17 protein-coding genes are annotated in these 20413 nt (G+C 74.8%); 5 read left to right on the forward strand and 12 right to left on the reverse strand.

The window, feature by feature from the left end:
* The first annotated feature begins 22 nt into the window (after window positions 1-22).
* Window positions 23-631 carry a hypothetical protein gene (locus SHK17_RS14650; RefSeq protein WP_322919713.1) on the forward strand — a complete coding sequence of 203 codons (609 nt, stop codon included), beginning with the start codon at window positions 23-25 and terminating at the stop codon, window positions 629-631.
* A complete protein-coding gene (locus SHK17_RS14655; protein ID WP_172264993.1) occupies window positions 628-1536 on the forward strand; it encodes an LCP family protein in 909 nt (302 codons plus the stop codon). The genes SHK17_RS14650 and SHK17_RS14655 overlap by 4 nt, the downstream gene beginning before the upstream one ends.
* Window positions 1537-1567: 31 nt before the next feature.
* Here the strand turns inward: SHK17_RS14655 and SHK17_RS14660 are convergent, their stop codons facing one another.
* From SHK17_RS14660 to ligA, 4 genes are all read right to left on the reverse strand, one after another.
* A complete protein-coding gene (locus SHK17_RS14660; protein ID WP_172264996.1) occupies window positions 1568-2212 on the reverse strand; it encodes a response regulator in 645 nt (214 codons plus the stop codon).
* Between the two features lie 30 nt (window positions 2213-2242).
* A complete protein-coding gene (locus SHK17_RS14665) occupies window positions 2243-4480 on the reverse strand; it encodes a sensor histidine kinase (protein ID WP_322919714.1) in 2238 nt (745 codons plus the stop codon).
* Window positions 4481-4537: 57 nt separating this feature from the next.
* Window positions 4538-5788 (reverse strand): calcium-binding protein, encoded by a 1251-nt coding sequence (locus tag SHK17_RS14670; RefSeq protein ID WP_322919715.1) that lies wholly within the window; start codon window positions 5786-5788, stop codon window positions 4538-4540.
* A gap of 80 nt (window positions 5789-5868) precedes the next feature.
* Window positions 5869-8025 (reverse strand): NAD-dependent DNA ligase LigA, encoded by a 2157-nt coding sequence (ligA, locus tag SHK17_RS14675; RefSeq protein ID WP_322425668.1) that lies wholly within the window; start codon window positions 8023-8025, stop codon window positions 5869-5871.
* 190 nt (window positions 8026-8215) lie between these two features.
* Here ligA and SHK17_RS14680 point away from each other — a divergent pair, with 190 nt between their 5' ends.
* Together SHK17_RS14680 and SHK17_RS14685 are read left to right on the forward strand one after the other, a co-directional pair.
* Entirely contained in the window at window positions 8216-8827 is a 612-nt protein-coding gene (locus SHK17_RS14680; protein ID WP_172265008.1) for a TetR/AcrR family transcriptional regulator, read from the forward strand.
* Window positions 8828-8882: 55 nt separating this feature from the next.
* Window positions 8883-10475 carry an MFS transporter gene (locus tag SHK17_RS14685; RefSeq protein ID WP_322425669.1) on the forward strand — a complete coding sequence of 531 codons (1593 nt, stop codon included), beginning with the start codon at window positions 8883-8885 and terminating at the stop codon, window positions 10473-10475.
* Here SHK17_RS14685 and SHK17_RS14690 read toward each other — a convergent pair.
* The 5 genes from SHK17_RS14690 to SHK17_RS14710 all read right to left on the reverse strand — a co-directional run bounded on the left by SHK17_RS14690 (window position 10423) and on the right by SHK17_RS14710 (window position 15907).
* Entirely contained in the window at window positions 10423-12000 is a 1578-nt protein-coding gene (locus SHK17_RS14690; RefSeq protein ID WP_322919716.1) for a hypothetical protein, read from the reverse strand. The two genes, SHK17_RS14685 and SHK17_RS14690, sit on opposite strands and share 53 nt — an antisense overlap.
* Window positions 12001-12017: 17 nt before the next feature.
* Window positions 12018-13148 (reverse strand): hypothetical protein, encoded by a 1131-nt coding sequence (locus SHK17_RS14695; protein ID WP_322919717.1) that lies wholly within the window; start codon window positions 13146-13148, stop codon window positions 12018-12020.
* A 70-nt stretch (window positions 13149-13218) separates the two neighbouring features.
* A complete protein-coding gene (locus SHK17_RS14700; protein ID WP_172265020.1) occupies window positions 13219-14190 on the reverse strand; it encodes a lysylphosphatidylglycerol synthase domain-containing protein in 972 nt (323 codons plus the stop codon).
* Window positions 14187-14909 (reverse strand): class I SAM-dependent methyltransferase, encoded by a 723-nt coding sequence (locus tag SHK17_RS14705; protein ID WP_172265023.1) that lies wholly within the window; start codon window positions 14907-14909, stop codon window positions 14187-14189. The genes SHK17_RS14700 and SHK17_RS14705 overlap by 4 nt, the downstream gene beginning before the upstream one ends.
* Window positions 14906-15907 carry a glycosyltransferase family 2 protein gene (locus SHK17_RS14710; RefSeq protein ID WP_322422765.1) on the reverse strand — a complete coding sequence of 334 codons (1002 nt, stop codon included), beginning with the start codon at window positions 15905-15907 and terminating at the stop codon, window positions 14906-14908. The genes SHK17_RS14705 and SHK17_RS14710 overlap by 4 nt, the downstream gene beginning before the upstream one ends.
* A gap of 124 nt (window positions 15908-16031) precedes the next feature.
* Between SHK17_RS14710 and SHK17_RS14715 the strand changes: the two genes are divergently transcribed.
* On the forward strand, window positions 16032-17450 hold the full coding sequence (locus SHK17_RS14715) for a hypothetical protein (protein ID WP_322919718.1): 1419 nt from the start codon (window positions 16032-16034) through the stop codon (window positions 17448-17450).
* On the opposite strand, the gene SHK17_RS14720 is transcribed toward SHK17_RS14715, so the two are convergent.
* The 3 genes from SHK17_RS14720 to mnmA are packed head-to-tail and all read right to left on the reverse strand — an operon-like array spanning window position 17362 to window position 20413.
* The gene (locus SHK17_RS14720) at window positions 17362-18351 is read right to left on the reverse strand and encodes a uroporphyrinogen decarboxylase/cobalamine-independent methonine synthase family protein (protein WP_322919719.1); all 990 of its coding nucleotides are present in this window, start codon (window positions 18349-18351) and stop codon (window positions 17362-17364) included. The genes SHK17_RS14715 and SHK17_RS14720 overlap by 89 nt on opposite strands.
* Window positions 18348-19313, reverse strand: a complete 966-nt coding sequence (locus tag SHK17_RS14725) for a serine hydrolase domain-containing protein (protein ID WP_322919721.1) — start codon at window positions 19311-19313, stop codon at window positions 18348-18350. Before SHK17_RS14725 ends, SHK17_RS14720 begins: the two co-directional genes overlap by 4 nt.
* Window positions 19310-20413, reverse strand: a complete 1104-nt coding sequence (mnmA, locus tag SHK17_RS14730; RefSeq protein WP_322919722.1) for a tRNA 2-thiouridine(34) synthase MnmA — start codon at window positions 20411-20413, stop codon at window positions 19310-19312. Before mnmA ends, SHK17_RS14725 begins: the two co-directional genes overlap by 4 nt.

The following is a 20413-nucleotide window of genomic DNA, read 5'->3' on the forward strand; positions in this document are numbered from 1 at the left end:
CGCGTCGGTCATGATGAACGCCATGGGCCACCTCCGACTCCGCCCGGCCCGCACCCTGCGGGTCGGCGTCGTCGTGGCGATCGCCTGCCTGGCGGCAGGGTGCTCGCCGCGCGACGTGCCGGAGGACCGCGAGACGCCCGGCCCCGAGTCCGCCGCGCTCCGCGTGCAGACCGTCGCCGGCGCCGAGCGCCTCGACGAGGCCACCCGCGCGGAGCTCGAGGGGGCCGTCGGTGACGTGCTGTCCACCTACGTCGTGAAGGCGTTCCTCGGCGACTTCCCACGCCAGGAGTTCGTCGGCTCGTTCGAGGCGTTCACCAGTGGCGCGGCCCGGTCCGCGGCTGGCGACATCAGGCGGCTGACGGCGACGAAGGTGCAGGACGCCACGGACGTGCGCGCCACCGAGCTCGACGCCCGGCTCTCCTTCCTCACCCGGTCCGGCGAGGTCCACGGCGGCACGGCGACCGTCCACTTCGCCTTCGAGGCCACGATGGAGGACGGCCGCACCCGCCCGCTCGTCCTCGACGGCCGGTTCCTGCTCGACGCCGACAGTGGCACCTGGTCGATCTTCGGCTACGACGTCAGGTTCGACGACGGCGGCGGGCAGTCCGCCGAGACGGAGTCCGCGCCATGACGCGCCTCGTCCGGCTCCTCACCCGGCTCGCGGTCCTCGCGGCCGTCGCCCTCGTCGTACCGGCCGCGTCGGTGCAGCCGACCACGATCAGCCTGACGACCATCGGCACCGCCAAGGCGGTCGACGCCGGCGAGGGGGTCCTCTGGGTCCTCGCCCTCGGGTCGGAGGCCGCCCCGGGCGAGGACGTGATGACCGGCCGGACCGACGCCATCCAGCTCATCGGGGTCCGCTGGAAGACCGGCCACGCGGTGGCCATCGGGCTCCCCCGCGACCTCTACGTCGAGCTGCCCTCCGGTCGCGCGCGGATCAGCACCGCCCTGCAGGAGGGTGGCCCCGAGGGGGCGGCGCAGGAGGTCGAGGACCTGCTCGGCATCACGCCCGAGGTGGTCCTCGTGACCGGGTTCGACGGGTTCCGCACCATGATGCGCGCGGTCGGCGACGTGACGGTCGAGTCGCCCTTCGCCTTCACCACCGAGGAGGGCGGCGTCGACGTCCGTCGCGGCCCCAACACGTTCGACGCCGAGCAGGCGCTCGACTACGTCACGACCCGCGAGGGGCTCCCCGCCAGCGACTTCGACCGCGCCGCCAACCACCAGCGGCTGCTGCTCGGCGTGCTGGCGCGCCTGAGGGCCGCCGAGGACGAGGAGGGCTTCATGGAGCAGGCCGCCCTGGCCGCGATGTCGGGGCTGCAGACCGACCTCTCCCCGTCCGAGGTCTACCGCCTGGTGCAGGCGCTGACCACGGTCGACCCCGCGCGCACCTCGGCGTGCATCATCACGGGCGAGTTCGCCGTCGAGTTCGGCGCCGACGTCGTCTACCCCGATCCCGTCCAGGCCCGGGCGGTGGGCGCGGACGCGCGCGACGACGCCCGCCTCCAGGGCGGGTGCCGCGACGGCTCCGGCTGACCGGGCGGGCAGGGCCCACGTCCGGGCGGGGTCAGCCCATCCCGGCGTCGCGTGCCTTGACGATGGCCTGGGCGCGATGGGCGACCTGCAGCTTGGCGAAGATGTTGCTCGCGTGGTTGCGCACCGTCTTGACCGACAGGTCGAGCTGCCGTGCGATCTCGCCGTTCTCCTTGCCCTCGGCGATCAGCCCGAGCACGACCCGCTCGCGCTCGGTGAGCTCGGGGAAGGCGTCGGCGCTCGGCCGGCTCCGTGCCCCGGCGAAGTAGGTCATCACGCGGTCCGCGATCCCCGGCCCGAAGATCACCTCGCCCGCGCCCACCGCCTGGACGGCGCGGGTGATCTCCTGGCGGCGGGCTCCCTTGAGGAGGTAGCCGCGGGCGCCCGCGCGGACCGCCGCGAACACCGACTCCTCGTCCTCCATCATCGTCAGCACCAGCACCCCGATGTGGGGCGAGGACCGGACGATCTGGACGGTCGCGTCGATCCCGTTGAGCCGGGGCATGTGCAGGTCCATGAGGACGACGTCAGGCTGCAGGTCGAGAGCCATCGCGACCGCGAGGGCGCCGTCGGCGGCCGTGCCGACCACCTCCACCGCGGGCGTGGCGGCCAGCAGCGCCTCCAGCCCGTGCCGGAACTCCTCGTGGTCGTCGGCGATCAGCACCCTGTGCGTGTCCATCGCGTCGCCTCCTCGTCCTCGTGCCGGTCCTCAGTCGTCGCCGAGCGGCAGCCGCGCCCGGACGACGGTGCCGCCGCCCGATCGCGGCGCCACCTCGAACGAGCCACCGAGCTCCTCGGCCCGCTCACGCATCGAGGACAGGCCTACACCCGCGCGGCGGTCGGGAGCCAGGCCCCCGCCCGTGTCGGCCACCTCGAGGTGCAGCGCGGCGTCGTCGCGGGTGAGCCGCACCTCGCACCGATCGGCGCGGCTGTGGCGCTGCACGTTGGTCACCGCCTCCAGCACGATGCGGTACGCCGCGACCTCCACGGCCGCGGGCAGGGGCTCGAGGTCGTCGTCGGCGGACACGGTCCACGGGACGCCCACGGCACCGACGCCCGCGCTGTGCTCGGCCGCGAGGTGTCGCAGCGCGGAGACCAGCCCGAGCTGGTCGAGGGCGGGCGGTCGGAGCCCCTCCACGAGGCGCCGCACCTCGCTGATGTCCTCGCGCGCCTGGTCCGAGAGCCGCGCCACCAGGTCGGCGGCCTGGCCGGGGTCGGCGTGGATGAGGTCGCCCGCGGACTCCAGCCGCATCGCCATGGTGGCCAACGACGGCCCGAGGCCGTCGTGCAGGTCGCGGCGGAGCCGTCGCCGCTCCTCCTCCCGCGCGCCGATGAGGCGCTGGCGTGACAGCTGCAGGTCGCGGTTGGCCCGGACGGCCTGCACCAGCGCGCCCACCTGCGCGCCGACGTCCTCCAGGAGGCGTCGGTCGCCGGGGCCGAACGGGTCGTGGCCGACGTCCACCTCGACCGCCAGCCGGCCGAGGGTCGTCCCGCCCACCGCGAGGTCGACCGTGGCCGGGGTCCCTCCGGCCGCACCGATGGAGGCGGAGATCGCCTCGGAGGACGGCGTCGCGAACACCTCGACGGCCGCGTACGACAGGTGCAGGCGCCGCGCCAGCAGCTCCAGGACCTCCCCGAGCGCGTCCTCCGGGGCCGTCACCGCGTCCAGGCGGCGTAGGTCCGAGACGACCCGGTGCGGGAACTCGCGGTCACCGTAGGCGACGCGCCGCACCAGCCGCTGGACGGCCACGGCGACGGGGAGCAGGAGCAGCGCGAGCAGGCCTCCCACCAGCATGGAGCCCACGGAGATGTCCGCGGCCGCGTCCACGGCGCGGGCCAGGACGACGAACGCGCCGCTGACCACCACCAGCACCAGCGCCTGCACGAGGCCGCGGCGCACCCGGGGCTCGATCTCGTCCAGCCGGTAGTGCGCCGCAGCGGCCGCCAGGCACCCCAGCACCACACCCGCCGACGCTGCGGCCAGCACGTCGGGAGGCAGGGGCGCCCGCCCCGTCACCCAGGCCGGCACCTGGCCCAGCAGCACCCACGCCCCCACCCCGGCGGCGAGCCCGAGCAGCACCAGGCGCGTCGCGAGGACGTCCTCGCGTCGCTCGGCGCCCGCGTGGCCGAGGGCGGCCACGACCACCAAGGTGGGCACGGCGAGCCACAGGGCCGGGGTCACCACCGTGGTCAGCGCCTGCACCCGCAGCACCGGCTCCTCGGACCGGCCCAGCGCGTACGTCAGCCACACGGCGTAGGCCGTGGCAGGGACCAGGACGGCGACGGGGACCAGCCACCCGCGTCGGGCGGACGGCACGAGCGCGGCCACGGCCACCACCAGCGCGCCCAGTCCGAGCGCGGCGAGGCCCTCGCCGACGACCTGCGGCCAGGTCCCGCGGCTGCCGGCCAGGTCGATGACGGACGTGCCGAAGGGGGCGGACGTCATCGTCGCCGGGAGGAGCGCCGCCGCCACCAGGAACGCCCGCGCGGACGTGGCCTGCGACCTGCTCCAGTAGACCGCGGACCCGACCAGCAGGAGCAGTGCCGCGAGGAGCGGCACCGCGGGCTCGGCGCCCACCGCCGCGCCGAGCGGGTAGCGGACCAGGGTCACCTCCACCTGCTGGATGCGGTCGAGCGCCTCACCCGATCGGCGCACCTCGTAGCGGACCACGTCGCCGACCGTCCGCTCGGGCGAGGTGCCCGCGGCCCACTCGGAGAGCGTGCGGCCCTCCACCGCCAGCACCTCGTCGCCCGGCAGCAGGGGCGTGTCGCCGTACGCCTGCGCGACCCGCACCGACCCGCCCCGGTCCCCGGCCGGGGTCGGGGGCGACACCGACGACGTCAGGGTGGTGCCGTCGGACGGACCGGCGAGGAGCGCGGTCAGCACCCACGCGACCGGCAGGGCCCAGGCCGCCGTGAGCACGAGCAGCCTGCCGGTGCGCGACATGCTGGCATCGTGCACCTCCGCGCTGCGGTGGGGGAAGGGACGCGCTGGCGCGTCGGCTCAGCAGCTCGAGCGCTTCTCCGCGGCCTTGCAGGTGTCGTTGCCGCCGCGGCCCCGGGCGATGTCGAAGCCCTTGCCGCCGTCGAGCCGGTCGGGCTCGTCGGAGCCCGTCAGCACGTCGGCGCCGCCGCGGCCGTAGACCTTGACCCGGTAGTCGGGGTGCGCGGTGACGACCTCCGACTCGTTGCTGCCCTTGAAGATCGACAGCGCCCGGGCGGGCAGCACCACGTCGCTGAAGCCGGTGATCCTGCCCTCGAGCGTGAACGGGAGGAGGTCGCGGATGGTGCTCTTCCGCTGCTGGTCGATCCGGACCGTCGGCTTGAGCGCCGGGTTGGAGCTGGGCAGCAGCCTCAGCTTGTCCTGGCCGCCGTGGCCCTTGGCCACGAAGCCCGACTCGACCGGGATCGGGAAGGTGACGGTGTCGACGCCGCTCCCGCCGCGGAAGGACTGGTGGCTCTCGGAGGTGGAGGACAACGTGTCGCTGCCGCTCCCGCCGATGAAGGTGTCGATGCCGACGGTGCCGCTGAGGTCGTCGTCACCGGCCTCCCCGAAGATGCGGTCGTTGCCCACCGTGCCCGGGGCGTCGGCGGCGATCGTGTCGTCGCCGCCCCGCCCGAAGATGGTGTCGTCGCCGCCACGGGCGAGGACCGCGTCGTCGGAGTTGGTGCCCTTGATCGTGTCGGCGAACGGCGTGGCGACGATCCGGATGCCGGCGTCGTAGCCGGTGACGGCGTCGTTGCCCTCCGCGGCGATCGGCACCGTGGAGCCGGCGCGGAAGTCGACCACGACCGGCGCCGGCGCGTTGGCATAGGACAGTCCGTCGAGCACCACCCGGGTGCCCTCGCCCGCCGGTCGGGAGTCGTAGCCGAGGTCGATGGCGTCGTCGCCCGGGCCGCCGGCGACGGTGTCGCCCTGCTTCACGACTCGGCCGAACTGGTCGACGCGGAGCAGGTCGCTCTCGCCGAGGATGCGGTCGTTGCCCTCGCCGCCCAGGATCGAGTCGGCCCCGTCGCCGCCGCAGATGACGTCGTTGCCCGCGACGCCCCGGATGGTGTCGTTGCCCCCGCGGCCGTCGATCACGTCGCGGCGGGGGGTGCCGGTGAGGGTGTTCGCCTTGTCGTTGCCGACGATCGTGGCCCTGATGCCGGCGCACGTCTCGGCGGCGGCGTCCGCCGCCGGGATGAGCGCGAGCGGCGCGGCGAGGCCGGCGGCCGCGACCAGGACGGGGACGAGTGGACGGACGAGACGCATGCTGACTCCCAAGGTGTGTCGTTCAGGTGCTCCTCTCCGCATCCTGCGCCACCCGGACCCCGGCCGCCACCCACCCGGGCTCAGGACAGGCCGGCAGGCCCCTGCTCCAGCAGCCGGGTGAACTGCTCCTCGTCGAGGACCGGCACCCCGAGCTGCTCGGCCTTCTCGGCCTTGGACCCGGCGTTCTCGCCCACGACGACGTAGTCGGTCTTCTTCGACACCGATCCGGCCGCTTTGCCGCCGCGGGTGATGATCGCCTCCTTGACCGAGTCGCGGGTGTAGCCCTGGAGGGACCCGGTCGCGACGATCGTGAGCCCCTCGAGGGTGCGCGGCACGGACTCGTCGCGCTCGTCGGCCAGCGGCAGGTGGCCCGACCACTTGGCCACGATCTCCTGGTGCCACGGCACCTCGCGCCACTCGACGACCGCCGCGGCGATGGTGGGCCCGACGCCCTCGGTGGCGGCGAGCTCCTCCTCGGTGGCTGCCGCGATCGCCTGCCACGAGCCGAACTCCTGGGCCAGCGCCCGGGCGGCCGTGGGGCCGACGTGCCGGATGGACAGCGCGACCAGCACGCGCCACAGCGCTGCGCCCGTCGCCTTGTCGAGGTTGGCGAGCAGCTTCTGACCGTTGGCGGTGAGCGCCCGTGACCCGTCCGGGGACACGTGCGTGCCCTCCTCGCCCTTCTTGGGCGCCCGGGTGAACAGCGGGGTCGTCAGCAGGCGGGCCTCGTCGAGGTCGAACACGTCGCCCTCGTTGGTGATGGCGCCCGAGGCCAGCAGCGCGGACGCCGCCTCGTAGCCGAGGCCCTCGATGTCGAAGGCGCCGCGACCCGCGACGTGGAAGACCCGCTCGCGCACCTGCGCGGGACAGGCCTCGTGGTTGAGGCAGCGGAGGTCGCGGTCGCCCTCCTTCTGCTGGGCCAGCGTGGTGCCGCAGGCGGGGCACTCCGTGGGCATCACCCACTCGGCCAGCCCCTCGGGGCGCAGCGCCAGGACGGGACCGACGATCTCCGGGATGACGTCGCCGGCCTTGCGCAGGATGACGGTGTCGCCGGGGCGCACGTCCTTGCGGCGTACCTCGTGGGCGTTGTGGAGCGTGGCCTTCTCCACCGTCGAGCCGGCCACCCGGGTGGGCTCCATCCGCCCGAACGGCGAGACCCGGCCGGTGCGGCCGACCTGCACCTCGATGGCGAGGAGGCGGGCGTTGACCTCCTCGGGCGGGTACTTGAACGCGATGGCCCACCGCGGCGCCCGCGACGTCGAGCCCATCCGGCGCTGCAGGGACACGTCGTCGACCTTCACCACGACGCCGTCGATCTCGTAGGGGACGATCGAGTGCCGGTGCTCGCCGGCGTTCTCGATGTAGGCCTCCACCTCGGTGAGCGTGCCCACCACGCGCACCTGGTCGGAGGTCGGCAGGCCCCAGGTCGCGAGCGCCTCGTAGGCGTGGGACTGGGCCTTCGGCTCGAAGCCCCGGCGCTCGCCGATGCCGTGGCACACCATGCCGAGGTCGCGGCTCGCGGTGACCCGCGGGTCCTTCTGGCGCAGGGAGCCGGCCGCGGCGTTGCGGGGGTTGGCGAAGGCGGGCCGACCGGCCTCCGTCATGGTCACGTTGAGCCGCTCGAACGCCTCGACGGGCAGGAACACCTCGCCGCGGACCTCGAGCAGCTCGGGCACCGGGAACTCGTCGGTGCCGGTCAGCCGGTGCGGCACCGAGTCGATGGTCTTGACGTTGGGCGTGACGTCCTCGCCGGTGCGGCCGTCGCCACGGGTCAGCCCGCGCACCAGCCGGCCGCGCTCGTAGAGCAGGTTGATGGCGAGGCCGTCGACCTTGAGCTCGCACAGCAGGTCGGGCGTCTCGAGGCCCTCGCGGGCCAACCGGGCGTACCACCCCTCGAGCTCGTCGTAGGAGAAGGCGTTGTCGAGGCTCTCCATCCGCTGCAGGTGGTCGACGGCGGTGAACTCCGTCGACACCGCGCCGCCGACCTTCTGCGTCGGGGAATCGGGGGTGCGGAGCTCGGGGTAGTCGTCCTCGAGCGCCTCCAGCTCGCGCAGGCGCGTGTCGAAGTCGGCGTCGGACAGGGTCGGCGTGTCGAGCACGTAGTAGCGCCAGCGGGCGTCCTCGACCTGCTCGCTCACCTCACGGTGACGCTCGCGCACCTCCGGCGGGGCTGCGGTGACAGCGGCGGCGTCGGCGACGTCGTCGCGGGCGAGGTCGGGCTGGTCGGTCGCGCTCATGGGATCCATTCTGCCGCTGCTCACCGACACCCGCCCGCCGGCGACACGGCAGCTCGGCGCACCCAGGTGGTCTGGACCGGATGAAACGCAGTTGTTCCATCGGAATGGATCTGCCTACGGTGCTGTTGGAGGAAACGAAACCGTTCCGTTTCATCGTGACGACCGTCACGTCTCCGACCAGGAAGGCCGCATGACCCCCATCGAGACCGGCACCCGCCCCCGCGTGGAGGGCGAGCGCGAGCAGGAGATCCTGGCAGCCACCCTCGAGGTGCTCGCCGAGGTCGGCTACGACCTGCTCACGATGGACGCCGTCGCCACCCGCGCGAAGGCGTCGAAGGCCACGCTCTACCGACGGTGGCGGGGCAAGCCCGAGCTCGTCGTGGCAGCCGTCATGTGCCACCACAGCGCCACCGCGAGCGTGCCCGACACCGGCAGCCTGCGCGGCGACCTCCTCGCCGCCTACTGCGGCAACGGCGGCATCTCCGACCCGCAGGCGCAGTCGGTGCTCTCCGCGGTCGTCACCGCCATGGGCCGCGACCCTGAGTTCGCCGAGGTCTACCGGCGCGACTTCATCGGCCCCAAGATGGAGGCCTCGCGCTGCATCTACGAGCGGGCCCGCGAGCGGGGTGAGGTTCACCCCGACGCCGACCTCGCGATCGTCGCACCGGCGCTCGCCGGGATCGTCCTGCACCGCGCCTTCCTCCTCGGCGAGGCCGTGACCCCCGAGCTGGTCGGTCGCGTGCTCGACGAGGTCATCCTCCCTGCCGCCCTCCACGGCCCGGCCCGGCCGGCCGTCACCTGACCCACTGTCGTACCCGTCTGCTCCACTCGTCCCTGAACCCTGCCGAAGGAATCCCATGACCGACACCGCCAGCACCACCCCGCCGCCCGGGGCGGTGACACCACCCCAGCGCGAGCTCAACCTGACCTGGGCCCTCGTCCTGATTTCGATCGCGCAGCTGATGGTCGTGCTCGACGCGAGCATCGCCAACATCGCCCTGCCCTACATCCAGGTCGACCTCGAGATCAGCAACGCCAACCTGCCCTGGATCGTCACGGGATACGCCCTGGCCTTCGGCAGCCTGCTGCTGCTCGGCGGACGCCTGGCCGACCTCTACGGTCGCCGCCGCATCTTCATCATCGGCCTCGTCGTGTTCGCCGTCGCCTCGCTCCTCGGCGGCCTCGCCACCAACGAGCCGCTGCTGCTCGCGGCCCGCGGCCTCCAGGGCCTCGGCGCTGCGCTCGCCTCGCCGGCCGCCCTGGCGCTCATCACCACGACCTTCCCCGCCGGTCCGGCGCGCAACCGGGCCTTCGCGGTCTACGCCGCCATGTCGGGCGCCGGTGCCGCCGTCGGCCTGATCCTCGGTGGCTGGCTCACCGGCACGTCGCCGGAGATCTTCGGCGTCGTCATCGACGGCTGGCGCCTCACCTTCCTCATCAACGTGCCCATCGGCGTGGTCGCCGCGCTGCTGGCGCCCCGCTTCCTCAACGAGTCCGAGTCGCACCCCGGCGAGCTCGACCTGCCCGGCGCCGTGACCGGCACCCTCGGCCTGCTCGGTGTCGTCTACGGCCTGTCCCGTGCCGGCACGGAGGGCTGGTCCGACACCTGGACCATCGCCAGCCTGGCCGTCGGTGCTGCGCTGCTGGTCGTCTTCGGCTTCGTCGAGAGCCGGGTCGCCCACCCGCTGCTTCCCTTCCGCATCTTCACCAACCGCACGCGGGCGTCGAGCTTCGTGGCGATGTTCCTCGCCCCCGCCGCGATGTTCGCGATGTTCTACTTCCTCAGCCAGTACATCCAGAACGTCATGGGCTACAGCCCGCTCAAGGCCGGCGTCGCGTTCCTCCCCTTCACGGTCGGCATCGTCGTCGGCGCGGGGATGGCGTCCAACCTGGTCAACCGCATCAACCCGCGCTACATCGCCGGTGTCGGCACCCTGATCGCCGCCGGCGCGCTCTACGGCTTCTCGACGCTGCCCTACGACACGACGTTCCCGCCCAGCGACCTCACCGGCAGCTACGTCTCCGACATCATGCCGTTCATCATCCTGATGGCGTTCGGCATGGGCCTGACGTTCGTGCCCGTCACCCTGACGGCCGTCCACCACCTCCGTCCGGAGGAGTCCGGCATCGGGTCCGGCGTGCTCAACACCGCGCAGCAGGTCGGCGGAGCGCTGGGCCTCGCCGTCCTGGCGACGGTCGCGACGCAGACCTTCACCGACCGGGGCAAGGAGTTCGCCGCCGCGGCGGCGGGCGGCCCGCAGCTCTCGCCGGAGCAGCTCGAGCGCTTCCAGCAGGTCGCGCAGCAGCAGATCTTCACCGAGGGCTCGACCAACGCGTTCCTGGTCGGCTCCATCCTGATGCTGGCCGCCTCAGCGGTGATCTGGATCTTCCTCGACGTCAAGCACGAGGAGCTGGCGACCGACGGCCCCGAGGGCGTCGTCGCGCACTGATCGACCGCACGTCCACCGTCGAGGGGGGACCTCCGTCCAGGAGGTCCTCCCTCGGCCATGTCCGCGTGGCGCTCGACCTCGTCGTCGGACCGGCCCTCGACGCAGTCGGCTGCACGGTCATGCCGCGCGCGGAGCGCACGAGCACCGCGAGGACGGCCGCGCCCGCGCACGCCCCGAGCACCGCGAGGACGTCCGGCACCGGTCCGTCCACCGGGGAGGACGCCTGCCGGCTGAAGACGTGGTGGTGCAGCAGCCATGCCAGCGTCCCGGCGAGCCACGCCAGCAGCACCGCCGACCAGGCACTGGCCACCCACCAGTCGCGCCGCTCGGCGGCCGGGGTCCCGGGGGCCGCGGCGGCCCACCACCGGCCGACCCCGAGCATCCCGACGGCGACCGCGGTCGCCAGGACCGGCATGGACTGCATCAGGTAGCGGTCGTGCAGGCCCCCGCCGACGCGCAGGAAGCCCACGACGCTGTGGAGCGTGAGCGCGGCGTGGACGCCGAGCAGGATCCACACCGGGTCCGGGCGCACGCCGTGCCGACGCACCGAACCCACCAGCGCGGCCGGCACCAGCACCAGCGCGACGACGAGGGGGATCGGCGTCGCAGCGATCGGCTCGACGACGCCGGGAATGTCGGCGATCCCCGCCCAGCTCGTCACGGGCGAGCGCTCGAACTTCTCCAGCAGGGCCGCCTGCCCGGTGAGGTCGCCGTAGAGCAGCAGGTTGCGGACGAAGAACCAGCCGAACGCCGCGGCCGGCACCACGCCGACCACCGCGGCCACGGCCGCGGCCCGGCAACGCCCGGGGCCGGTCGGGCCCCAGCGCCGCCACAGCACCACCAGCAGCGTCAGCGCGCACAGGGCGACGACGAGCACCCCCTGGGTCCGCATGCCCACGGCGACCGTCCCGGCCGCGGCCGCGACGGCGACCCGCTGCGGGGTCACCCGGTCACGCACCATCCGCACGGTCACGAGGAACAGCAGCACGGCCGAGGCCGAGGCCCAGCCGTCGTTCTGGAAGAAGGCCGAGCGCAGCACGAGCGTGGGCGCGGCCGCGACCACCACCGCCAGTGCCGCCACCGCGGGCCGGCGCGGCACCAGCTCCCGGGCGAGGGCGCCGACGAGGTAGAGCCAGAACGCGAAGCCGAGCGTGTTGGCCAGCCGCATCGTGATGACCATCGCGCTCTGGTGGTCCGACAGCGCCCACCAGACCGGCACCATCGCGAGCGGGAACAGCGGCGGGTGGTTGGCCGTCCAGACGTCGCCGTGCTCCTCGTCCCACCCCCGGAGCTCCTCGGCCGTCCCCGGGAACCGAGCGGGGTCGTCCACGATGTCCGTCTCGATCGTCGGCAGCCGGCCCTCGGCCAGCGAGGCGACGTAGCCCATGTGGGCCGGCTCGTCGTTGCCCCAGCTCGGCACCTTGAAGACCAGCGCGACCTGCGCACCGAGGAGGAGGAGCATGGCGGCGGCCAGCAGCGGCACGGCGTCGGGGCGGGACGCGAGCCGGGACACGAGCCTGGACACGAGCCGCGCGGCACGCCTCACCACGACCACCACCCGCCCACCGGGCCGGCGGTCGACGGGTAGGACAGGCTCTGCGTCGCGGTGACCACCCACACCGCCGCGACGAGCGCCGGGAGCGCCCGCGCCGGCCCGGCGGACGGACGGCCGAGCAGCAGCAGCCAGCCGAGCAGCAGCGGCTCGCACCCCCACCGCAGGTAGGCCTGGCCGCGGTCCCACACCGGGAGGCTGGTCAGGAGCAGCACGTACGCCGCCAGGGCGAGCCGCTCGTGCCAGGGCCCCTCCCCCCGGACCGCGGTCGCGGCCACCGCCATCGCGAGCAGCGTCGGCACCAGCAGCGCCACGTTGGGCAGCTCGGCGAGCGGATGTGCCAGGGCCGAGCCGAGGTAGCGCACCAGCTCCACGCCGGGGACGCCCAGCACGGAGTCGGACGGCGGCTCCGGCACCACCTCCGCCCAGCGTGCACGCACCCACGTCCGCCAGCCGGCGTACACCGCCAGCGGGACGACGCCCACCCACCACGGAGGCACCGCACCCCGGAGTCCGGGCCGACGCACCGGCTCCGCGCCCGGCACGACGCCCGGCACGACGCCCGGCACGACGCCCGGCACGATGCCCGCCACCACCACGGCGACCGCGACGACCAGCGTCGTCTCCCGGGTCAGTCCCGCCGCGGTCAGCGCGGCGGCGGCGAGGAGGTGGTGCCCCGACCGCGCGAGGGCGAGGGTCGCGAGGAGCAGCATCCCGGCCAGCGGCTCGGTGAGGTCCTGGCCCAGCCCGACCAGCAACCCGGCCCACGACGCGGGAACGGCTCCCCACCAGGCGCTGCGCCCGGCACCGAGCGCGAGCCGCGCGGCGACCAGGGCGGTCGCGCCGATCGCGAGGAGGTTGACCAGCACGAGCGCGGCCGGGACAAGGGCAGGGCGGCCGCCGAGGGAGGCCGCCCAGGCCGTGAGCGGATAGCCGGTGCGGGCCTGCCAGTAGGCCGGGCGGGTGAAGGCGATGCCGGCATCCTCGACCCGCAGGGTCAGGGGGTCCAGCGCGAGCCGGTAGTAGGCGCGACCGTCGTAGACCACGAAGCCGTCCAGGCCACCGACGGTGAGGGCCCGGGCCACGACGAACAGGACGTGGACCGCCAGCACCGCAGCCACGACCGCTGCGACCGCCCGTACGCCGCCTGCGTGCCGTGCCGGTGCCCGTGGGACGGCCCCGGCGACCGGCTCACCGCGCATCGGCACCGGCCCGCTCCGGTGCTGCGGCGCGGTCCCCGCCCGTGCGCCCGCGCCGCCGGGCGGCCGCGGAGCCGGTCGTCGTGCCGGCCACGAGGGCCGCCCCGCCGGCCACGGCGAAGTCGGCCACGGCGTGGACCACGCGAGCGAGCAGGGCGGCGGCCGCGGCGTCGGCCAGGCCGACGGCGGGCGCGAGCAGCGCCACCAGGACGGCCTCCCGCGCGCCGACGCCCGCCGGGGCGACGACCACGAGGACCCCGGCGGCGTGGGCCAGCGCGAAGGCGGCCACGGCGCCAGCGATGCCCGGCGACCCGGGACCGGGCACGAGGAGCAGGAGCGAGGCGCCGTACGCCAGCCACACGAGGGCCATCAGCGCGGCCGCCCGCGCCGCGTCCGTCCGGCCCCAGGTCGCGCCCACGCCGGCTCCGGCGATCCGGCCCGCGAGCCGCCGGACCAGCGGCGGAGCCAGCGTAAGGGCGCCCACCAGCGCGGCGGCCCACGGCCAGGGGCCACCGGCGACGGCGGACCCCGCCAGCGCACCGCCGACGACCAGCGCGCCGCCGACCAGCAGGCCGCTCGCGGTGTGGACCAGCAGGAAGACGGTGGAAGCGGCGACGACCGACCGCGCAGGTAGGTCGTGACGCCGGCCGAGCCGGGCCTGCACCGCGATGCTCCACACCGAGCCGGGGACGTACTTGCCGAGCTGGCCGACGAGGAAGACCGACGCCGCGTCGCGCGCCGGGACGTCCGGACCGACAGCGCGGAGGAGCAGCCGCCACAGCCGCGCGGTCAGGAGGAGACCGGCGGCCGTGCACCCGAGCGCCGCAGCCAGCCGCAGCGGGCCGGTCGCGGCGACGGCGGCACCGATCTCGGACCACCGGCCACGGAACCCCCAGCCGGCGAGGGCGAGGGTCACCAGGACGAAGAGCCAGCGGGCGGCCGCGAGCGCCCGGTGCCGGGTCACGGGGCCCGGAGCGCGGAGGACCGCAGGAGGGCGGTGCGCGTCGGGTAGGGCAGGGCGGGCGTCAGGCCGCGGGTCATGGTCACCGAGAGCCGCTCCCCCGCCCCCTCGAGCGTCCGGTCGATGGCCTCGCGGTAGCGCCGCCGGTCGACGTTGTCGAACACGATGATCCCGCCCGGAGCGAGCCGTGCGACCGCCCGGGCCAGGCACGCCTCGCGGGCGCGACCGTCGATGACGACGAGGTCGAAGTCGCCGGGGACGTCGTCGATCGCCGCGACGTAGCGGGCGAAGTCCATCCCGGCGTGCCCCGGCTTCGCGGAGGCCACCACCGGCGAGGAGGTCCGCTCCGCCTCGACGACGCGCAGGTCGACGTTGTCCGGCAGCCGGGGTGCCAGCACGGCGGCCCACCCGGGGTGGTGCTCGACGGAGTGCACGGACCGCGCCCGAGCGGCGAGCCAGAGGGTGGAGGCGCCCGAGCCCCACTCGAAGACCCGCGCGCCCGGGTGGGCCCGGAGCCAGTCGGCCACCCGGTCGGCGGAGTCGAAGGTCCACCACGGCACGTCAAGCCGCCGGAGGCCGTCGACGTCGTGGATCGCGACGAGCGACAGCAGCCACGTGGCGACCCGCGAGCCCGGGGCGCGGCGCTGCAGCGCGTCGAGCACGCCGACCGCCCGCAGCGGCACGGCGAGCACCCGCACGACGCGGACGTAGAGCTGCTTCACCGCAGGCCGGTCCCCTCGTAGGGCGCCGGCTCGATCGACGCCGTCGCGGGCACCCGCAGGATGTCGAACCGCGCGCGCTTGGTGTGCTCGAGGTTGGCCTCGATCAGCGCCCGGTTGGTGCGGATCAGGTCGGAGATCACGCCGAGCATCACGCACAGGGACGACATCACGACCAGCGCCGCCCCGACGAGCAGCGACTGCACGTGGCCGCCGCCCTGCCCTGCGGCGGCGAGCACGGCGTAGCGGGCGTAGGGGACCAGGCCGAGGGCGCCGAAGACGCCGGCCATCACCCCGAAGATCACGTAGGGGCGGTACATCACGTAGGCCCGCACGATCGCCGCCCCGGAGCGGAACACGTGCTGGCGCGTCGAGGAGAAGAGCCGCGACTCGCGGGTCCGGGCGTTGGTGAGCACCGGCAGGCTCGCGATCGCCAGGTTCTTGTTGCCCGCCTGGATGATCGTCTCCATGCAGTAGGAGAAGCGCGTCACCGTGTTCAGCCGCATCAGCGACTCCCGCGAGTAGGCCCGGAACCCGCTGGCGGCGTCGGGCAGCTCGGTGCGGGCGGCGACGTTGACGACCTGCGACCCGAAGCGCTGGAGCGCCTTCTTGGCCGGCGAGAAGTGGGCGATCAGCCCGACCTGCCGGTCCGCGACGACGATGTCGGCGTGCCCGTCCAGGATCGGCCGGACCAGGTCGCCGATGCGGTCCTGCGGGTACTGGTTGTCGCCGTCGGTGTTGACCACGACGTCGGCGCCGATCGCCAGCGCGTGGTTGACGCCGTCGGTGAACGACCGCGCGAGCCCCTGCGTGCGGTGGTGCCGCACGATCTCGGTGACGCCGTGCGAGCGGGCCACCTCCACCGTGCGGTCGGTGCTGCCGTCGTCGATGACGACCACGACGATCTCGTCGATGCCGGGCACGGACTCCGGGATCGACGCGAGCACGAGGGGAAGGGTCTCCTCCTCGTTCAGGCACGGGACCTGCACGACGAGCTTCACGTCGTGGACGCTAGGGGCGGGCCGGGACCCCGGCCGGTCGCGGAGGTGGCCGGGCGGCGAACGGTGGACGAGCGCTCGGCCACACCCCTCGATCCCGCCGCCCCCCGCCCGGACAATGGCGCACATGCGCCGCCGGCTGGTCCCCACGCTGCTGTTCCTCGCCCTGGCCGGCCTCTACGCGCTGACGACGAACCCCGACCCGAGCCCCGACGCCTGGACGGCCGACTTCGCCGCGCGGCACATCGCCATGACCGGCGACCCCGTGCCGGACATCGGCGACTTCCCGCTCCTGGACGACAACGTCATCCGCGAGACCTGGATCGTGGAGACCGCCGACGGCCGTGAGGCGGTCGGCCGCGCTCCCGGCGTCATCGCCGCATCGGTGCCGGCGTACGCCGTCGCGCGACCCGCCACCGTCAGTCCGCTCCCCGGCGCCCTCACGGCCGCGCTGCTCACCGCGACGGCCGTGCTGCTGTTCTTCCTCCTGCTCCGCGACCGGCTGGGCACGCGGCGCTCCCTGGTCGCGGCGGGCCTGCTCGGACTCGCCACACCGGTCTGGTCGGTGGCCGCCGACGCCGTCTGGCCGCACACGCTCACCACGCTCGGGATCGTCGGCACGGCCTGGGCCGCCGACCGCGGCCGGTGGTGGCTCGTCGGCGTCTTCGGCGGCGTGCTGCTGTGGGGCCGGCTCCACGCCGCGGTGATCTGCGCCGTCGCGGGCCTCGGCCTCGCCTGGTCGCGCGGCCGCCCCGGCGTCGCGTGGCGGGTGGGGACCGCGGCGACCGCCGCCCTCGCGCTGAGCGCGTGCTGGACCCGGTGGATGTACGGCTCGTGGGACCCGAGCTCGGGCTACCGGGCCTCCGACTTCACGAGCGGGGTGGCGGGCCACGCCCTCGACCCGCTCAACCACCTCGGCTTCGTCGTCTCGGCCGACCGGGGGCTGCTGTGGTGGTGCCCCATGCTGCTGGTCCTCGGCCCGACGGCCTGGCGGCACCGCGCCGCGCTGCCGGACTGGAGCCGCTGGCTCGCCGCGGCAGGGGCGTCGTACCTGCTCGGCCAGGCGGTGCTCAACCGCTTCAGCGGCGGCGACCACTTCTACGGCTACCGCACCAGCCTCGAGCTGGTGGTCTGCCTGTCGCCCGCGCTCGCCCTCGCCTCGCCGCACCTCTCGCTGCGCGCGAAGCGCTGGTTCGTCCCGGTCGCGGTGCTCCAGGTAGCGCTCGTGGCGCCGGGCGCCGTGTCCGACGACATGTACGTCCCGGTGCGCGACGTGTGGTGGCGCAACGCCTTCCTCGACGCGCTCGTGCTGCGACCGGGCGAGCTGCTGCCGCTGGTCGCGGCCACGATGGCCGCCGCGCTGCTCGCCGTACGCCTGCTGCACACGGGTCGTGTCGCCCGCTGGCTCGACGGGACCGACCCCTGGCCGCCCGTGCGCACCGTCCCGGGGGTGGAGGTCAGAGGTTGCGCGCCACCGTCGCCGACAGCCGGACGGCTCGCCGCGCCCAGGCGGGGCTCGCGCCCGCCAGCCCGCAGGTCGGGGTGACCACGAGGTGCTCCGCGACCACCTCCGGATCGAGCCCGAGCATGTCGAGCCACCGCTGCACGCGCTCGGTGATCGGGGCGTCGGACGGCTCGGTCGCCGGGTCGGTGGACGGTACGACGCCCAGCGCCGCCGTGCGCCCCGCCTCCAGCGCCTCCGCGAAGGTGTCGAGGTCCGCCGGGCCGAGCACGTCGAGGTCGGTCGAGAGTCCGGCCACCCCGGTGCCGGCCACCAGGGCCCACGGGGTCTGCGGCGCGCACGAGTGGACCCACGCCTCGCCGCCGGCGTCGGTGATCGCGGCGACCACCCACTCGAGGTGGGCCGACAGCTCCGGCGGGTCGACGCGGCGGTGCCGTCCGAAGCCGCTGGCGGTGGGCACCTGCGCGAGGGCGACGGCGGCCAGGGCCGGCTCGTCGACCTGCACGATCCAGCGGTCGACGCCCCGCACCCGGCGGCGCAGTTCGGCGAGGTGCGCACCGACGCCCTCCGCCAAGCCCTGCGCCAGCTCGCGGCGGGCACCATGGTCGCTGAGCACCTTGTCACCGCGGGGCTTCTCCACCGTCGCGGCGAGCGTCCACGGCCCGGCGACCTGCGTCTTCAAGGCGCCGGTCGCCCCGTCCGCGAGCTCCTCGAGGGTGTCGAGGTCCTGCGCGAGGAGTGATCGCGCCCGCCGGTGGTCGACGCCGCTGGTGTCGGTCAGCCTCCACCCCGCGGGCTGGAGGTCGGCCGCGAGACCGTCCACCACCGCGAGGCCGCGGCCGGTCATCGCCGCGGTGACGCCGCGGCCGGGCAGCTCGGGGACATGCGGCAGGTCGCTGAGCTCGTCGAGCACGAGGCGGACGGCCTCGGCGTAGTCGTGGTCCGAGGTCCCCGGCAGCGAGCCGATCCCCGTGGCCGTGCTCACGCGTCGCCCGCCTCGGCCAGGAGGCGCGCGGCCGCTCCGTCGACGGACCGGCTGGACGCGCTGACCAGTGCGACGCCCACACCGTGCTCGCGGTCGATCCCGACGAAGGACCGGAAGCCCCCGGTGCCGCCGTTGTGCCAGGTGACGGTGCGCCGCAGCAGCGGTCCCGTCAGCCACGCGGCGCCGATCTGCAACCGCCCCATGAAGGGCGCGACCGGGTCGAGGGCGTCGGCACCTGCCACGCTGCGGTCCAGCAGCGCCCGGAGCAGCACCGCCAGGTCGGCCGCCGAGGAGCGGACTCCCCCGGCCGGCGCGACCGCCTCGTTGGCCCACGCCTCGACCTCGGTGCCGGACCTGTTGCGCGGCGCCACGGCGCCGGGTCGGAGCCGGTCGGCGGAGGTGGCCACGTAGGTGTCGGTCAGCCCCAGCGGTGCGGCGAGGCGCTGCGCGACCAGGTCGGCGTAGGACGTCCCCGCCGCGGAGGCGACCGCGTGGCCCAGCAGCTGGAAGCCGAGGTTGGAGTAGGCCGGCTTCGAGGTCGCGCGGACCTTCACGTCGTCGAGCCGGCGCAGCAGCTCGGGCAGGTCCTCGCGGTAGGGGTTGCGGCCCTCCCGCCACAGCTCCCACGTCCGGCGGACCGGGTGCGTGCCCGGCGCCAGGCGCGGCAGCCCCGACGTGTGCGTCGCGAGCGCCGAGAGGCGGATCCCGGCCAGGACCGGCGGGACAGCGAGGTGGGCCCCCAGCGCGGCGTCCTCGGACACCTCGCCGCGGGCGACGGCGTCGCGCCAGAGCAGGCCGGTGACGCCCTTGCTGACCGAGCCGAGCTCGACGTCGCCGTGCGGGTCCGTGCCCACGGCGTCGACCTCGTCGCCGGCCAGCGTCACCAGCGCCACGACGTACGTCGTGTGCCGCGGGCCGAGGAGCTCGCCGGCGCGGGCGGCCAGCGCGGAGCGGGTGGTCACGCCGGCGCCCCGACCGGACGGGTCGCGGTGATGGTGGCCGACCCGACCACGCGGGTGCCGTCGTAGACGACCGCGGCCTGGCCGGGGGCGATGCCCTCGGCCGGCTCGAGGAGCTCGATGTCGACGCGGTCGCCGTCGACCACGACGGTCGCGCGGTGCTCCGCGCCGTGGGCGCGCAGCTGCACCGTGCCGTCCACCCGGTCGGGCACCGTGCCGCACCAGCGCGGCCTGGTGCCGGTGATGCGGTCGACGGCCAGGCGCTCGCGGGGGCCGACGGTGATGGTTCCGCTCACCGGCTCGATGTCCAGCACGAACCGGGGCTTGCCGTCCGCTGCGGGGGTGCCGAGCCGCAGCCCGCGCCGCTGGCCGATGGTGAAGCCGTAGGTGCCGGAGTGGCTGCCCACCGTCTCGCCCGTGGTGACGTCCACGATGTCTCCGCCGTGGTTGGGAGCGCGGTCGCCGAGCTTCTCGCGAAGCCAGCCGGCGTTGTCGCGGTCGGCGACGAAGCAGATGTCGTGGGAGTCGGGCTTGTCGGCGACCAGCAGGCCACGGGCCTCGGCCTCGCGGCGCACCGCCGGCTTGTCGGTGTCGCCCAGCGGGAACATCGAGTGCCGCAGCTGCTCCTGGTCGAGCACGCCGAGGACGTAGGACTGGTCCTTGCCGTGGTCGCTGGCGCGGTGCATCTCGATCAGCCCGTCGGCCCCGGTGCGCAGCTGCGCGTAGTGGCCGGTCGCCACGGCGTCGAAGCCCAGCGCCAGCGCCCGGTCGAGCACGGCGGCGAACTTGATCTTCTCGTTGCAGCGCAGGCACGGGTTCGGCGTGCGGCCGGCGGCGTACTCGTCCATGAAGTCCTCGACCACGTCCTCGTGGAAGCGGTCGGAGAGGTCCCAGACGTAGAACGGGATGCCGATGACGTCGGCCGCGCGGCGGGCATCGTTGCTGTCCTCGATCGTGCAGCAGCCGCGGGCGCCGGAGCGGTACGACGCCGGGTTGCGGCTCAGCGCGAGGTGGACGCCGGTGACGTCGTGGCCGGCGTCGACGGCGCGGGCGGCCGCGACGGCGGAGTCCACCCCGCCGGACATGGCGGCGACGACCCTCAT

The sequence above is a fragment of the Nocardioides renjunii genome (assembly GCF_034661175.1).
GTDB lineage: Bacteria > Actinomycetota > Actinomycetes > Propionibacteriales > Nocardioidaceae > Nocardioides > Nocardioides renjunii.

What these genes read in the sequence shown, in the direction of transcription:
- SHK17_RS14650 (WP_322919713.1), top strand. Translation starts at nt 23, where the DNA reads ATGGGCCACCTCCGACTCCGCCCGGCCCGCACCCTGCGGGTCGGCGTC.
- SHK17_RS14655 (WP_172264993.1), top strand. Translation starts at nt 628, where the DNA reads ATGACGCGCCTCGTCCGGCTCCTCACCCGGCTCGCGGTCCTCGCGGCC.
- SHK17_RS14660 (WP_172264996.1), bottom strand. Translation starts at nt 2,212, where the DNA reads ATGGACACGCACAGGGTGCTGATCGCCGACGACCACGAGGAGTTCCGG.
- SHK17_RS14665 (WP_322919714.1), bottom strand. Translation starts at nt 4,480, where the DNA reads ATGTCGCGCACCGGCAGGCTGCTCGTGCTCACGGCGGCCTGGGCCCTG.
- SHK17_RS14670 (WP_322919715.1), bottom strand. Translation starts at nt 5,788, where the DNA reads ATGCGTCTCGTCCGTCCACTCGTCCCCGTCCTGGTCGCGGCCGCCGGC.
- ligA (WP_322425668.1), bottom strand. Translation starts at nt 8,025, where the DNA reads ATGAGCGCGACCGACCAGCCCGACCTCGCCCGCGACGACGTCGCCGAC.
- SHK17_RS14680 (WP_172265008.1), top strand. Translation starts at nt 8,216, where the DNA reads ATGACCCCCATCGAGACCGGCACCCGCCCCCGCGTGGAGGGCGAGCGC.
- SHK17_RS14685 (WP_322425669.1), top strand. Translation starts at nt 8,883, where the DNA reads ATGACCGACACCGCCAGCACCACCCCGCCGCCCGGGGCGGTGACACCA.
- SHK17_RS14715 (WP_322919718.1), top strand. Translation starts at nt 16,032, where the DNA reads ATGCGCCGCCGGCTGGTCCCCACGCTGCTGTTCCTCGCCCTGGCCGGC.
- mnmA (WP_322919722.1), bottom strand. Translation starts at nt 20,413, where the DNA reads ATGAGGGTCGTCGCCGCCATGTCCGGCGGGGTGGACTCCGCCGTCGCG.